This is a genomic window from uncultured Thiodictyon sp. (genome assembly GCA_903837595.1).
Lineage (GTDB): Bacteria > Pseudomonadota > Gammaproteobacteria > Chromatiales > Chromatiaceae > Thiodictyon.
The window spans coordinates 65,981-80,683 of sequence record CAILVI010000562.1; the positions used below are offsets into that span (position 1 = coordinate 65,981).

The window sequence follows — 14,703 nt, forward strand, 5'->3', positions numbered from 1 at the left end:
TGATTGGTAGCTCCGGCCTCGGGGCGCAGAGCGCCCAACACAGGCGCGACAACGCCAGAGCGGTGTCGCGAGAGGTTATTCTGGTGACACCGCTCCAGCGGTGTCACCCATGTGTCTGGCGCTCCGCGCCGGGAATCCCCAGACCCCGAATAGACCAGGCGGGCTTTTCAGAGTGAAACACCATCACGAAGGAGGCACCCATGGCCCGCACCCGCTACCACTTCGCCGAGCACGACCGGCCGCACTTCCTCACCGATACGGTCGTCGAATGGCTGCCGGTCTTTACCCGCCCGGAGACGGCGCAGGTCCTGTTCGATTCCTGGACCTGGCTCCAGGCCAACGCCGGGTTGCGCCTTTATGGCTTCGTGTTGCTGGAGAATCATCTGCACGCGGTCGCCCAGGCGTCGGACTTGCCGGGGGTCTGGCAGCGGTTTAAGTCATTCACCGCCAAGCGGTTGATCGAGGTGCTGGAGACGGCGGGTGCGCGGCAGTTGCTGGACCGGATGGCCTTTGCGTTCAAGGCGCAGCGCGGGGATCGGACGCATCAGTTCTGGCAGGAGGGGTCGCACCCGCAGGCGATCGAGGGGGAGGAGATGCTGCGGCAGAAATTGGAGTATATCCATTGGAACCCGGTGAAGCGGGGGTTCGTGGATGAGCCGGAGTATTGGCGGTGGTCGAGTGCGCGTGTTTATGCGGGGCGGGCGGGGGTGGTTGAGGTCTTTACTGATTGGTGACCTGGGACTTCGCGGCGCACAGCGCCTGACACAGGCGTGACACCGCTGGAGCGGTGTCACGAGAGAGGTTGCGGTGTCACGAGAGAGGTTGCGGTGTCACGAGAGAGGTTGCGGTGTCACGAGAGAGGTTGCGGTGTCACGAGAGAGATTGCGGTGTCACGAGAGAGATTGCGGTGTCACGAGAGAGATTGCGGTGTCACGAGAGAGATTGCGGTGTAACGAGAGAGATTGCGGTGTCACGAGCGTGCATCGGTGAATTGGCGGAGGTCAATGTATGAACATCAAACGATTGGTATGGTGGTCTGTGTTATGCGGCGTGGGGGCTTTGGTCAGCGGCCAATCAGGTGCCGCGGAAACCGCCGATTGGGTATTCACCAATGCCCGGGTCTATACGGTGGATGCGCACCGGCCCTGGGTGCAGGCCGTGGCCGTCAAGGGTGCGGCGATCCTGGCCGTGGGCAGCAACGATGAGATGACGGAACTGACTGGTCCACAGACGCGGTCAGTCGATCTTCAGGGGCGGCTGCTGCTGCCGGGCTTCATCGATGGGCATAATCATTTTCTCTCAGGGCCCTATGCCAAACGCGGTGTCAAGCTGAACGGGGCGCGGGACAAGGCGGAACTGCTCCAGCGGGTGGCCGATTATATCCGGGCCAATCCCGACCGCACCCGCTATACGGGGTATGGCTGGAGCTATCCGATGATGGGCGAGGCCAAGGGGACCCGGCAGGAACTCGACGCACTGGCAGCAGACAAACCGATCATCCTCTTCAATGAAGACACCCACGGCGTCTGGTTCAATACCAGGGCGATGGAATTGGGTGGGCTGAGCCCGACGGCCGCCGACCCGACGCCCACGTCGCATTACACGCGCGGCGCCGACGGTACGCTCGCCGGTATCGCGGTGGAGCCGGAGGCCTGGAGGGGGATGCTCCTGGGGGCCGGGGTCCTGGGGGGGAAGGAGATGCTCGCCGCAATCGCGCAAGAGGTCTTTCCGAAACTGCCCCCGGCCGGTATCACCGCCAACCACGATATGGCGATCTGGGCGCCTGATTTTCCTCAGGGTTATCTGGGCCTGGAGCTGTTGACCGAGATGGAACGCGCGGGAAAACTCCCCGTGCGGGTGGTTTCGGTCCTCGGGGTCCGCGATGCCAATGCCTCTGCGCAAGAACATGTTACGCTTTTGAAACAATGGAATGAACGATATCGGACGCCCCTGGTGCAGGTCACCGGGCTGAAGATTTGGGCCGACGGGACCACCGATACCCATACCGCGGTACAACTGCAACCCTATGCCGACGACCCCGCGACCAAGGGCGAGAGTGACTGGACGACCGAAACGCTGGCACGCTGGATCGCCCTGGCCTATGCGGCAGGGTTCGATGTGCATATCCATGCCATGGGCGACGGCTCGATCCGGCGCGCGCTGGATGCCTTTGAGCGCGTTGCGGGACAAATGGATGTCCGGCAGCGCCGCTCGGCCCTGCATCACCTGAGCGTTATCCACCCCGACGACCTGCCACGCTTCAAGCAATTGGGCATCGGCGGCAATACGACACTGGAGTGGCTGGTCACCTATTGGGACGTCGCCCGGACGCTCGTTGGTGAGCAGATGCGGGCCGCGGAATGGGATGTGTGGAAACAGCTGATCGAGGAGGGTGTCAACGTCAGCTTCGGCGGCGACATCCCCGGTACCGATCCGGACGAATTGGCTCCGCTGTATCAGATGCAGGTCGCGGCCACCGGACGGATTCCCGCCTCGCCCGGCCTCGGCTCGGCACCGCCGGACCGCATTCCCTCCCGGGAGCAGATGGTCTATGGCTATACCCTGGCCGGGGCGCGACAGATGCGGCTGGAGGACCGCATCGGGTCCATTGAGGAGGGAAAGCTCGCTGACCTCATCATCCTGGATCGGGATATCTTCAGTATTCCGGCCGACCAGCTGGCGTCAGTCAAGGTGTTGATGACGATGATGAACGGCAACATCACGCATCTGGACAGTCAAGGGGCGGCGGTAATCGGGTTGCATTGAGGTTCGGTCGCTCGGGCCGAGTTGGCCCGATACCACCCGGGCGCGCAGCGCCCGACACAGGCGTGACACCGCTGGAGCGGTGTCACGAGAGATAAGCTACGGCAAATCGGTCAGCGGAATGGGATACACCAACTCCGCCGGGTCGCTGGTGCCGCTCTGGGCCAGATCCACCCATTTATCCTGATCGGCATAATAGAGGCCGTAGCGGCGGATCTTTTTGTTGAGCTGGTCGATGAACTCGTATTGCCGCATGGTGCCCCAACGCGTCCAGGTGTCCTGGGTCAGGGTCAATACGTCGCTCTTGTAGGGCAGACCCTGGAGGTATTCGCCCAGCAGGCCCAGGTCCGCCAGCCGGGTGGATTCCTCAATGCCGCCGGCCAGGGGGTCGACACTGAAGCGCGCGGCGACCGAGGCCAGGCGGTTGAAGAAGCTGCGGGCGGTGTTTTCGGCGTTCAGGTCGGTCTCGGCGGCCTCGACGATGCCCTTCAGGACCAGCTGCAGGTCGGAGAGTTGGTCCTTGGTCAGGAGCACCCGCACGTCCACGGCAAAGCGTGAGGGGTCGGCGAAGTCCTTGTCGCTGATCCAGGCCTCGAAGACCTCCGGCGCCCGGGTGCCCTGGACCTGGCCTAGATAGGCGAGTTGCGCGGCGTGGCCCAGGCTGTCGACGATCGCGCGACTCTGCGCCGACTGGTCGTCGGCTTTCGGCGGCGTGGCGGCAGCGACCGGTTGGCGGCCGGTCGGCCGCGCCAGGTTCTCGATCAGGCGCCCGGCATAGGCGTCGATGGCCGTGCCGAAGGCGGCCACACTCCCGTCGGCGATGGGAAAATAGGCGCTCTGTTGGTTGACTGCATTGGTCGACAGCGTCCGGTACTGGCCGGCGGCGGCTTCGGTGTCGCCCAGGCGCCTGGCCTTGGGGGTGAGCAGGTGCAGCACGGCGATGGAGGTGCCGGCCTCGCCGGCGAGACTGCGCAGCCGTAGCGCGTCCAGCCCGGTGCTGGACTGCACGCGCTGCCCGGTGGCGCCGTCGCGCTGGGTGCCGTCGAGTGCGCCGGCATCGGTGATCAGGATGATGTGGCGCTCGGCGAAGCGTTGCCGCCAGTCGGGGGCGTCCAGCGCGGCCTGGATGCCGGCATAGGGGTCCTCATCGAACCGGTCGGTGGACACCCGGGCCTCATCCAGTGTGCTCACCCGCCGGAGGAAGTCGCGCCCGTCCTGTACCTGTGCGGGGTTGGCATAGGTGCGGGCGACGAATTCGAGCCCGCGCGCCTTGGCCGGGTCGGCTGAGGGGGCACGGAAGGCGACCAGTCCGAAGGCAACCCGATCAAGCAGCCCGGCCTTGGCGATCTGCTGGTAGAAGCGCCCCACGGCGGCTTTGGTTTGGGCGATGTAGGGTCCCATGGAGACCGTGGAGTCGATGACGAAGACGACTGCGGCGCGATAGTCGGACGGGGTCGCGGCGTTCTGGGGTTTGGTCGTGGCGGCGGGGCCCGTGCCGGGCAGCGTCACCGAGGCGACCTTCAGTGCCCGCACCTTATCACCGGTGGGGGCGCGGACTTCGGCGAAGTCCAGGATCGGCAACAGATAGAAGTGCCGGTGCAAATCGATGAAATTGGCGGGCTCGACGGCCAGGATGCGCGGGTCTGGTCGGCCCGCGTCAACGGTGCGTCGCAGGGCCCCGGCCGCCTCTCCCGGGTTGGGGCTGTCGAGGATCGCGCGCAGGTCGTCCCAACTGCGCAGAAACAGCATGGGCTCACGCCCGGCGCCCTGGTTGGTGAAGGCCAGGGTGAGTTGCTGTTTCCAGGGGATGGTTTGTGCGGCGGGCAGCCAGCCCAGGATGCTCTGGTCGCGGGTCCCGGTGCCGACCCGCAACCAGTCCTGCCCGCCGAAGCCCTCCCGGGCATAGACATAGAGTCTGGACAGTGCCTTGATCGGTGACGGGTTCGGGGCCTGGTTGGCTCCAGTGCCCGGCGCCGCGGCAATCACGGCCCCCGGTCGGGTCAGTACCCGCTCGTAGACGGCACGCTTGCCGGGTGGGTGCAGCGGTTCCGCCACCACGGCGAAGGTACAGGCCAGCAGCACGAGCGCCAGGGCCGGCAGTCGGTACTTTGGTTGGTCCATTTTTTTCCACCTAAGATGACCGAATCAACTTCCGTCGCGGGTACCTCGCGACGCAAAGGACTCGGGAAAGGCGTGGATCAGTATCCGCCGTGCCAATTGGAAGGCAAAACTCTCGCGCTGGGTGCGCGAGAAGTCACAATGGCGAAACAGCGTCGACTCACCGGACTCGCTGACCGGCGTCCAGCCGTATCTCACCCGGCGCATGCGGCTCGGATAGAACCAGAACATGCGATACAGACTCTGCAGGAAGAACTGCCGGTCGCGCTCATCCACCCGGTTCGGGGTATCCTTCTCCAATTCGCGGATCAGTTGGTCGTAATAGGGGTCGTTGTCGTCCGCGCTACGGCGCTCGCCGAGCAGGCGCTTGGTCTCGAAATAGACCCGATCCAGGGGGAGCTTGCGCCCCTCGGCATTGGCCCCGATCAATTCTGCAGTGTCGTCTTCACTCACCTCCCCGAAGGTGCGGCTAAGCAGCCCGAGCAGCAGTTGCTCATGGGGCTGTGACTCGCGGGGAAAGGCGAACATGGCCCGCAGGTCCGCCATGAAGATGAAGGCCACATCGGCCTCGCTCAGATCATCGAGCAATTGGGTGTGTGACGTCCAGTTGCGCACCTCCTTGAGGATGGTGCCATAGCTCGCCATATAGGTGGACTTGTCCGGCAGGTGGTTGACCTTGGCGCGATTGTCCCATTCCCGGCTGAGCGCGTGCAGAAGGATGCGGTAGCGCTGTTTGCGCTGCTCGGACACCGGCGGCGCGCACAGCGGCAGCAGCGCCGTCATGCTGGCCAGATAGTCCCGCACATAGTCGGGTGAGGCGGGGCCCGGTGGCCATTCCGGTTCGTCCTCCCGCTTGAAGAAGAGCGAGAACAGCAACCCGTCATCACCCCGCCGGTCGAGCAGTTCCTCGGCCGCGGCGCAACCCATGAGGACGCCGCGGCGCAGCACCGAATAGGCGTCCGTCTGCTTCTGTGCGATCCACTGGCGCACGACCGCATCGTGCTTGGTATAGATGACCGGCGGGGTCAGCTTGGCGGCCTCGAAGGCGTGCGTAATGGAGGTGAGTTGATCGCCGTGATTGGAACAGAACAGGATGTGCCGCCGCGGGAAGCCGGCCTCGATCAGGAGTTCGGTGAAGATGTGGTAGCCGGCCACTTTCTTCAGTTCGCTGACGGCGGCACGCCAGCCGGGGCCGAGCGGCTCGGCGGTGTCTTTCAGGTACCTTTTCTCGCGCAGGAAGTGATCGATCTCGGCCACCGATTCCGGGTCGTCGAGGTCGTAGTCCTCATAGGGCTTAAGGTCGATATCGATGACCACATAATCGATTTCGGCCAGTTGCTGCGGGTCACGTACCAGGCGATAGGCCTCGAAAAAGGTGGTCTTGAGTGTGATTCCGCGCGCGCGCAGCCAGGCTTTGAGTTCCGGCAGGGCGGGCGGGCACTCGGGCAGCCCGAATACCTGATCGACAGTCGCCCGGATGTCGCCTTCAAAATCCTCGATCCACAGAAAATCGCTCATTGGAGTTACTCTAAGAACAGGTTTGCCGGCAATTGCATGCTCAGGCCGAATGAATGCCCGGTCGCGGTGGTGCTGAGTCGACCGTTGAGCTTCTCGATCAGCAGGTGCAGAAAATCATGGCCGCGGCCGCTGCCCTTGACCATCGCTGCCGCGCTGGGCGTGGTCGGGTTGTCGACGATGAGTTCGACCAGGCCGCCGGTGCTGACCCACGACGCCTGGGTCTGGGTGCGGTCGGCGGAGGCGTAGTATTTGAACAGATTGGTGAAAGACTCGGTGAAGAGGATGGTGAGGAACGACCCGGTAGTCCCGAACGGGGTGAAGCGGATCGGTGACTCCGCAAAGCCCTGGGTATGCAATGGGAAGAAGCGCTCGCCGATCCAGTCGGATAGGTCGGCGAGGCGCGCCCGCGGGAGTAATTCCATCAGTGACCTTTCCCATTCGCCCCGCAGGCGTTCCGCCAGTGGCCGATGCTGCTCATGCCAATCCCGCAAGCGGAGCCCGCTCGGCACCAGCGCGGTGCGCCGCGCGTAACACAGGAAATGCTGTTGAATGCGCTCACTCCCGCGTTGGGTCAGGAGTTGCCCCAAGGCGAGCCCCAGTGAGCGGACGACGATTTCCTCCAGGGTGGCCGCGCCGTTCTGGTCCTCATGGAGCTTGTGGCGCAGCAATTCAGTATTAGTGGAGATCAGGCCGAAGATATCAAGCAGGCCGCGCATGGTGTTGACCGCCTCACGGTGTACCCAGGGACTGTTTTCATGTTCGGTATTATAGACAATGCGGTCCAGTGACCCGCGGAACTTGTGCGCCACCAACGCCATCACGTCCTCCTGCTCCTTGTTCTTGATGCGTAGCACCTCGGCGTCATAGAGCGCGCGTTTGGCGATCTCGCTCTTGGCGTGCAGGCGGCGCAGATACTTCAGCTGGAAGAGGTAACCGCGATAAAACTCCTCGGACAGCAGGATCAGACAGAAGATGGGGATGGTCAGTAGGGTCAGCATCTCCATCGCGTGTCCGCCTTCGAGTGGGAGAGTCGCGGGGAAGAGCAGCGAGCGCACCAGGATCAGGGACGCGAAGGCCATCATCCCGTAGGCGAACCGGTTCAGGTAGCGCGGGTTGCGATTGGTATAACGGATCGGATCGGAGAAGACGCGGATGGCCGGAAACAGGACCGACAGACGATCGCTCCCGGGGGTGTCGGGCCGCGCCGAGCGTGCGATCCGCGCGATCCGATGGTACCCCCGCCGGCCGTAGGTGGCCGCCATGATCACCGTGGCCACGTACACGAAGAACGCGATGGGCGACTCGGTGTACACGGCGCTGAGCGACGGCAGGCTGTTCGTCAACAGGTAGACGAGATAGGTCGCGGCCTCCATCAGGCAGTAGCCGATAGCGATCTTGGTGAAGGTCGAGATGTGCATGGTCGGGGTGGCTCGGGGGTGCCGACGGGGGGGCGTGGTGACGGGCGGCAGGGGGGGCGGCGAGCGTTAAGGATCGCACGCTCCGCCGGACAGTGCCAGGGTCCGGGTGCGGCAACGCTATTCTGGGTTTCGACATTCGGCGTAGAAAACTTCAGCTATCTTAACATCGGCGGTACCACCGACCGGGCAAGATCAGCGTTGGCGGGCGACCGCCGACAGTTCGTCGCTTGGCCCAACGGAGATACCCTATGTCCCTGTTAATAATCAAACACGGCTCCACGGCTCTAGCCTCAAAGTCTGGTCGTGCTCCTCCTGCACACTGCCTGGCCATCGTCGCCGGTCGATGTCTCATCGGCGGGTGGCTGCTGTCCCTGTTGACGCTGGCTGCACTCGCCATACCCGCGGCCGCGCCGGCGGCCGCGGCCGCGAGTGGCCCGAGCATCGTCTCGTTCGACGGTCGGCGGCTCATGGTGCGTCGACGCTTGTCCGACGGTACTTTGTCTGCGACGGCCGAGTCCTTTGCGATGCGGGGCGTCGTGTGGTCGCCGGCCAGCCGCGGCACCAACACCTCGAAGACCGACCCGAATAATGCCAACGTGCGGCGCGCGGAATTTAAGACCTGGCAGGCAGTCGATGTCCCTTTGCTCGCGGCCATGCACGTCAACACGGTCCGGCTGCTGCTGGACCCCGGGGTCGACCCGGTCCTGGGTCCGGCCGGGTTGCAGGTGCTCGATGCGCTGTACGCCCAGGGGATCATGGTCGTGATGAATGTGGACGATGGCGTCAACGACCTGGCGCGGATCGGACAGGCGGTCGCTTATTATAAGGATCACCCCGCGGTGCTCATGTGGATGCTGGGTAGCGAATGGAACATCAACCTCTATTACGGGGTGGCCTCATCCATCTTGGATGCGGCACAACGCACCGAGCGCGCCGCCGCCCTGGTCAAGAGTCTGGACACCAATCACCCGGTCGCCAGCAGCTATGGAGAGATCGACTATGCGTCCCCCGGCCACTCCCTGGCGGATACCCGGACCTACGTCAACTCCACCTGCCCGAGCGTCGATGTCTGGGCACTCAATATCTACCGCAGTAGCACCTTCGGTACGCTGTTCGATCAGTGGGCGTCGATCACCGATAAACCCATGTTGATCGGCGAAGCGGGCACCGATGCCTATCGCTCAACCGCCACGACGCCGAACCCGCCAGGGGCCGTCGATCAGCTCATGCAGGCGAGTTGGGACCTGTCACTCTGGAACGATATTGTGTACCATCTCTCGACCGCCTCGCCGAATGGTGTGGCGGTTGGCGGGACCCTGTTCGAGTGGAATGACGAATGGTGGAAGGTCGCGCCTGCCGGGTCGCAACAGCCGGGCGGGTTCGTCCTGGCGGCCGGCCACCCCGATGGTTTCGCCAACGAGGAATATTTCGGCTTGCTCGATATTGATCGGGTACCGCGTCAGGTCTACAACAGCCTGCGCGACGCCTTTGCCGCCCAGGCGTACGACATCGATTTTATGTCGATGCGCAGCCCCATCGAAACCAATCTCGGGAGTTTCCTGGTGGCGGGTCGCTCGCCCGCGGGAAGCGCCATCACACTGAACGGCAGTTCCTTGATCCCAGCCCCAGACGCAGCCGGAAATTTTGCCACCGTCGTGGCGTTGACGGCCGGCGACAACGCACTGACCTTGGTCGTCACCGCGTCCGGACAGGCGCCGGTCACCTATAGCAAGGTGGTTCGCTATACGCCGGGGTTCAGTACCCAGTACCGTAATCTGGTCTATGTCGATGTCGCGACCGCCGCCATTGCCGGGACCGCCGTGATCGATCCGGACGGGGACCGTATTCTTGGGCTGCTACCGGGGCGGCACGCGGTGGCCCTGTCGCCGGACGGGCGATTCCTCTATATGTCCGATCGTGGGGTCGTGGATACCACCACCCACCAGGCGGCGGCCTTCGGGCCTTTGCCGTTGTCTGCGGACTTCGCGACTAATGCGTTCTTAGTCTCGCCAGTCGGGGACCGGCTCTATGTCCGCCAACAGGTTGTTGACGTGCCAGCAAATACACTGGCGCCGGACCTGTGTGCCAATATTGACAGCGCTACCTTTTACACTGATCCAGCAATTTCGGCCGATGGTGTGACGCTATTCGCCGGCCGGAATCCGATCCAGCGTATCACGCGGGCCGCGGACGGTACTTATGGATGTGTTGCGACTGCGATTCAAGACCGTCCGACGCGCCCCCTTCCCGGCGACCTGGCGCTGTCACCGGATGGGCGCCTGTTGTTCCGCACGTCCTATGGGTATGCGATTGGCGGACTCGATGTCTTCGACGCGAGTACCTATGCGGAGGTCGGCACGGTGGAGGGGCTCCGCGATTATGCGGGCGGGATCGCTTTTGCGGCGGACGGACACCGGGCGATCATCGGCAGTGTCGGGAATCCGAATCCTTCCTGGGGCGGTGGGCGCCTGTCGGTGATCGGGTGGGTGGACGGCCCGTCACCACAGGTCCAACTGCTCTCGTACACCAGCCTGGACGACGGCAATAATCTGGCGATCGGCCCGCGGGACCGGGTCTATGCGTCGTCCAAGGCCAGGCTCGGAATCGACGCATTCGACCTGAGTGCGAGCAGCGTCCTGAACCGGGTCAAGGGGTTCGTCCTCGGTGTCGGGTCAGGGTACCGGGACATACAGCGGGTCCTGCTGAAATCCATTGCGGATGCCGACGGGGATGGCGTTGCCGACCCGATCGACAACTGCCCGACGATCGCCAATTCGGGGCAGGCCGATTTTGACCGCGATGGGCTGGGCGATGCCTGCGACCCGGACATCGACGGCGACGGTGCCACCAATCTACAAGAGTATCGGTGGGGCCTCGACCCGCGGAACCCGGCCGACTACCCATCGCTGGTCGTGCCTCGCTCGGGGGGGTGGCGGGCTATTCGGCGCTGATTGACACCACAGGAGGATGGACCTGCCTGGACGCGTTGCTGCTCGGGCGGTTGCCACAGCGGGCTGTCTGGGCGGGTTCTTCCGAGTGCTCACCTGCGCTTGCCGGTAGGCATCTTTGCCCGCTTGTAACTGCGCCGATATTGTGGAAGTGCTCGGACGCCACTAGGGCGTGGAGTTTTTCAGCCAGATTCATGGCCTCTGCCGCTGCGCAGCAACATCGCTACACACCCCAGCGTCTCGCAAACGCCGCTGCCAGACTCTCGTAGGTGCAGACCTGGATAAGTGTAAAAATTAAGTATATCAATATTATACCGCGCTGCTAAGCCCGCCTAGCCGTGGCGTCTACCCGTCGCGCGTGCTGCTGTGACGCAACGCACACGCACATCCGGCCGGTCCCCGTGATAGCCTGTGCCCAACACGAATCTCCTACCAGGCCGATCGCCCATGCAGCAACTCACCCCCGAAGGTCAGCGCCTCGTCGCTGAACTGGCCAGCCGCCACGGTTTCAGCGTGGATGCCGTCACCCACCTGCTGTTCGCCGTGCGCAACGGCAACGGCACCATGGCCCAGTTCGGCCACCCGGAGTTCGGCGGTGGCGGCCAGTGGATGCGCGGCGGCATGATCATGCTGGGTGACATGTTCAACCACGCGCTCAAGGGCCGCGTCGACGCGCTGTGCAGCGAGATCGCCGACGTCCTCGCCCGCCAGCCCGGGCCGCTTCAGACCGGCAGCTTCCAGTCCCAGAGTCAGGGCGGGTCCGGCTACCAGACTCAGGCCGCCGGGGGCTTTGCGGGGCAGTCCAGCCTGTTTGTCCCGGACCCACTGATGCACTGGTGGCCCGCGCAGTTGGGGTCCCCTAGCGCCACTGGCTCCCAGAATCAGGTGAAATACGCCTATTTCGCCAATATCCGGCGGTTGGCGGTGGATACCGGCGGGGAGTGTTGGGTCTATGATACCCAGGACCACCAGATCGGCGGTTTCTCGCAGCAACAGGGCTATGGTTCCTCGATCACCTTCACCAGTCAGTATGGCACCGTTAACCTGGCGAGCCTGCCGGTGGTCTCACGGGGGCCCTCGGTGGGTTGAGTCGGCGGGCGCCGGCCCCGGTCCCTTGAGTGAAAGGACTTTCATATGATTTCGGTCGCCGCCTATCTGGAGAACGAGAAGGTCGCGGATCTGAAGAGCGAGTACGTCAATGGCCGGCGCGTCCCGGTGGTGGGCGCCAGCCGGTTGCACGACCAACTCTGCATGCGCCTCGCCCGCCTGCTCCAGCAGCAATTGGTGGGGTCGCCCTACCGCCTGTTCCGCCCGACGGTCAAGGTCCATATCCACGATGCCGGCGACGAACGCTTCTACTACCCGGACCTCCAGGTTGGCCACGCGGAGGGCCTCGAGCACCCGGACTTTCTGGACGCGCCCCGGCTGATCCTGGAGGTGCTCTCGGCGCGTACTGAGCAGCGCGACCGGGAGGAAAAGGCGCCGGCCTACTGCCGCATCGCCGGGCTCGAAGAGTTGGTCCTGATTGCCCACGACACACCGCGCATTGAGGTGTGGCGGCGCGCGCTGGGTTGGGTGCCGCAGATCGTCACCGGCACCCAGCGTCTGCCGCTCCTGAGCGTGGCGGGCGAGATCCCGTTGGAACTGCTCTATGGCGGACTGGCTCTGCCCGGCTCATGAGCCAAACCGGCCCGGGCTGCGGCTATTGGGGGTTGGGTTCGTAATTCAGTGTTTTGTGTACAGGCTAGCCGTTTCCATGGATCAAGCGCCGGACCTTTTTTCCTATCGCCGGCACTGGGCACACAAGCTCGGAGTCGCCCCGGAGCTGCCCATGTCGCGGGCGGAGATGGATCTGCTCGGCTGGGATGCCTGCGACGTGATCATCGTCACCGGCGACGCCTATGTGGACCACCCCTCCTTCGGCATGGCGATCATCGGCCGGTTGCTGGAGGCCCAGGGGTTTCGGGTCGGCATCATTAGTCAGCCGGACTGGACCTTGGCGGCCGACTTCCAACGTCTTGGGCGCCCGACGCTCTTCTTCGGCATCACCGCCGGCAACATGGACAGCATGGTCAACCGCTACACGGCAGACCGGCGGGCGCGTTCGGACGACGCCTATACCCCGGGTGGCGTCGCCGATCGGCGCCCGGACCGCTCGGTGACCGTGTATGCCCAGCGCGCGCGCGAGGCGTACAAGGACGTCCCCATCATCATCGGCGGGATTGAGGCCAGCCTGCGGCGCATCGCCCACTATGATCACTGGTCGGAGAAGGTGCGCCGTGCCGCCTTGGTGGACGCCAAGGCGGACCTGCTGATCTTCGGTAATGCGGAGCGGGCGGTGGTGGAGGTGGCGCACCGGTTGGCCCGGGGCGAGCCCATCGCCGCCATCCGCGACGTGCGCGGCACCGGTTTCATGGTGCGTGAGGTGGCGGCGGCCTGGACCGAGATCGATTCCAGCCACTTGGACCAACCGGGGTGGGTGGAGTCCCATCGGGACCCCTATGTTGCGGAGCCGGTGGGGTGCGTCGCGACGCCAGCGGGGCAGGGTGCCGAGCCAGTCGCGGCCGTTCCTATCACCTTCCACCGCCGCCCCCGCCACCTGGACCGGGGACACACCGTGGTGCGCCTGCCCTCCTTCGAGCAGGTGCGCGCTGACCCCGTCCTCTACGCCCACGCCTCCCGGGTCTTTCATCAGGAGACCAACCCCGGTAACGCCCGCGCCCTGATCCAGGGCCACGGCGATCGGGCGGTCTGGCTCAACCCCCCGCCGATCCCGCTGACCACCGCCGAACTGGACCGGGTCTATGAGCTGCCCTACAGCCGTCGCCCGCACCCGGGCTACGGTGCGCAGCCCATTCCCGCCTGGGAGATGATCCGCTTCTCGGTGAACATCCTGCGCGGTTGCTTCGGCGGCTGTACCTTCTGTTCCATCACCGAGCACGAGGGGCGGATCATCCAGAACCGCTCGGAGGCGTCCATCCTGCGCGAGATCGCGGAGGTCCGGGATCACACGGCGGGCTTCACCGGCACCATCTCCGACTTGGGTGGTCCCACCGCCAACATGTGGCGGCTGGCCTGTAAGGACCGGGCGATCGAGTCGTCCTGCCGTAAACTCTCCTGCGTCTATCCCGCCATCTGTCCGAATATGAATACGGACCATGGCCCGCTGATCCAACTGTATCGGGCGGCGCGTCAGGTCCCCGGCATCAAGCGGGTGCTGATCGCCTCGGGTCTGCGCTATGACCTGGCGGTGCGCTCACCGGAGTATGTCCGCGAGCTGGTTACCCACCACGTTGGCGGCTATCTCAAGATTGCGCCTGAGCACACCGAGCCCGGGCCACTCTCCAAGATGCAGAAACCCGGCATCGGCGCCTACGACCGCTTCAAGGCGATGTTCGACAAATACTCCAAAGAGGCGGGCAAGGAGCAGTACCTGATCCCCTATTTCATCGCCGCCCACCCGGGGACCACCGATCTCGATATGCTCAACCTGGCACTGTGGCTGAAGCGCAACGGCTTCCGGCCGGATGCGGTCCAGGGCTTCCTGCCCACCCCGCTGGCCATCGCCTCGGCCATGTACCACACGGGTTTCAATCCACTGCAACGGGTGGGTCGGGACGCCGAGCGGGTGAGCGTGGTGCGCGGCGCGCGGCAGCGGCGTCTGCACAAGGCCTTCCTGCGCTATCACGACCCGGAGAACTGGCCGCTGCTGCGCGAGGCGCTCAATGCGATGGGGCGGACCGACCTGATCGGCAACGGCAAGCGCCACCTGATCCCCGCCTTCCAGCCCGCCGGTACCGGCGGGACGCCGGAGGGTCGGCGCCGCCCCGGGTTGGGCCTGGCCCCGGGGGGGGGCACTGCTATGCGTCCGACCGGGCGCCGACGTTAGACGCGGTCCGTCAAAATAGTTCCGCGGGCTTGCCCTCACCTCGGGCAAG

At 64.6% G+C, this 14,703-nt stretch carries 9 protein-coding genes; 6 read left to right on the plus strand and 3 right to left on the minus strand.

Features of this window, described 5'->3' with window-relative positions:
* Positions 1-200 precede the first annotated feature (200 nt).
* Both QZY44_RS34540 and QZY44_RS34545 read left to right on the plus strand, forming a co-directional pair.
* A complete protein-coding gene (locus QZY44_RS34540; protein WP_295458661.1) occupies positions 201-734 on the plus strand; it encodes a transposase in 534 nt (177 codons plus the stop codon).
* A gap of 274 nt (positions 735-1,008) precedes the next feature.
* Positions 1,009-2,766, plus strand: a complete 1,758-nt coding sequence (locus QZY44_RS34545) for an amidohydrolase (RefSeq protein WP_295458664.1) — start codon at positions 1,009-1,011, stop codon at positions 2,764-2,766.
* A gap of 96 nt (positions 2,767-2,862) precedes the next feature.
* Here QZY44_RS34545 and QZY44_RS34550 read toward each other — a convergent pair whose 3' ends face one another.
* The 3 genes from QZY44_RS34550 to QZY44_RS34560 are packed head-to-tail and all read right to left on the minus strand — an operon-like array spanning position 2,863 to position 7,817.
* Positions 2,863-4,884 carry a vWA domain-containing protein gene (locus tag QZY44_RS34550; protein WP_295458667.1) on the minus strand — a complete coding sequence of 674 codons (2,022 nt, stop codon included), beginning with the start codon at positions 4,882-4,884 and terminating at the stop codon, positions 2,863-2,865.
* 24 nt (positions 4,885-4,908) lie between these two features.
* Positions 4,909-6,399, minus strand: coding sequence for a hypothetical protein (locus QZY44_RS34555; RefSeq protein ID WP_295458670.1), 1,491 nt, complete (start codon positions 6,397-6,399; stop codon positions 4,909-4,911).
* Between the two features lie 5 nt (positions 6,400-6,404).
* Positions 6,405-7,817, minus strand: coding sequence for a hypothetical protein (locus tag QZY44_RS34560; RefSeq protein WP_295458673.1), 1,413 nt, complete (start codon positions 7,815-7,817; stop codon positions 6,405-6,407).
* A 248-nt stretch (positions 7,818-8,065) separates the two neighbouring features.
* On the opposite strand from QZY44_RS34560, the gene QZY44_RS34565 reads away from it, so the two are divergent.
* From QZY44_RS34565 to QZY44_RS34580, 4 genes are all read left to right on the plus strand, one after another.
* Entirely contained in the window at positions 8,066-10,768 is a 2,703-nt protein-coding gene (locus QZY44_RS34565) for a thrombospondin type 3 repeat-containing protein (protein ID WP_295458677.1), read from the plus strand.
* Between the two features lie 444 nt (positions 10,769-11,212).
* Entirely contained in the window at positions 11,213-11,854 is a 642-nt protein-coding gene (locus tag QZY44_RS34570; protein WP_295458680.1) for an SHOCT domain-containing protein, read from the plus strand.
* 45 nt (positions 11,855-11,899) lie between these two features.
* Positions 11,900-12,445, plus strand: a complete 546-nt coding sequence (locus QZY44_RS34575) for a Uma2 family endonuclease (protein WP_295458685.1) — start codon at positions 11,900-11,902, stop codon at positions 12,443-12,445.
* A gap of 76 nt (positions 12,446-12,521) precedes the next feature.
* Positions 12,522-14,654 (plus strand): YgiQ family radical SAM protein, encoded by a 2,133-nt coding sequence (locus QZY44_RS34580; RefSeq protein WP_295458688.1) that lies wholly within the window; start codon positions 12,522-12,524, stop codon positions 14,652-14,654.
* Positions 14,655-14,703 lie beyond the last annotated feature (49 nt).

Coding starts and splice junctions, on each gene's coding strand:
- QZY44_RS34565 (WP_295458677.1), top strand. CDS start 8,066: ATGTCCCTGTTAATAATCAAACACGGCTCCACGGCTCTAGCCTCAAAG.
- QZY44_RS34580 (WP_295458688.1), top strand. CDS start 12,522: ATGGATCAAGCGCCGGACCTTTTTTCCTATCGCCGGCACTGGGCACAC.
- QZY44_RS34540 (WP_295458661.1), top strand. CDS start 201: ATGGCCCGCACCCGCTACCACTTCGCCGAGCACGACCGGCCGCACTTC.
- QZY44_RS34550 (WP_295458667.1), bottom strand. CDS start 4,884: ATGGACCAACCAAAGTACCGACTGCCGGCCCTGGCGCTCGTGCTGCTG.
- QZY44_RS34575 (WP_295458685.1), top strand. CDS start 11,900: ATGATTTCGGTCGCCGCCTATCTGGAGAACGAGAAGGTCGCGGATCTG.
- QZY44_RS34560 (WP_295458673.1), bottom strand. CDS start 7,817: ATGCACATCTCGACCTTCACCAAGATCGCTATCGGCTACTGCCTGATG.
- QZY44_RS34570 (WP_295458680.1), top strand. CDS start 11,213: ATGCAGCAACTCACCCCCGAAGGTCAGCGCCTCGTCGCTGAACTGGCC.
- QZY44_RS34545 (WP_295458664.1), top strand. CDS start 1,009: ATGAACATCAAACGATTGGTATGGTGGTCTGTGTTATGCGGCGTGGGG.
- QZY44_RS34555 (WP_295458670.1), bottom strand. CDS start 6,399: ATGAGCGATTTTCTGTGGATCGAGGATTTTGAAGGCGACATCCGGGCG.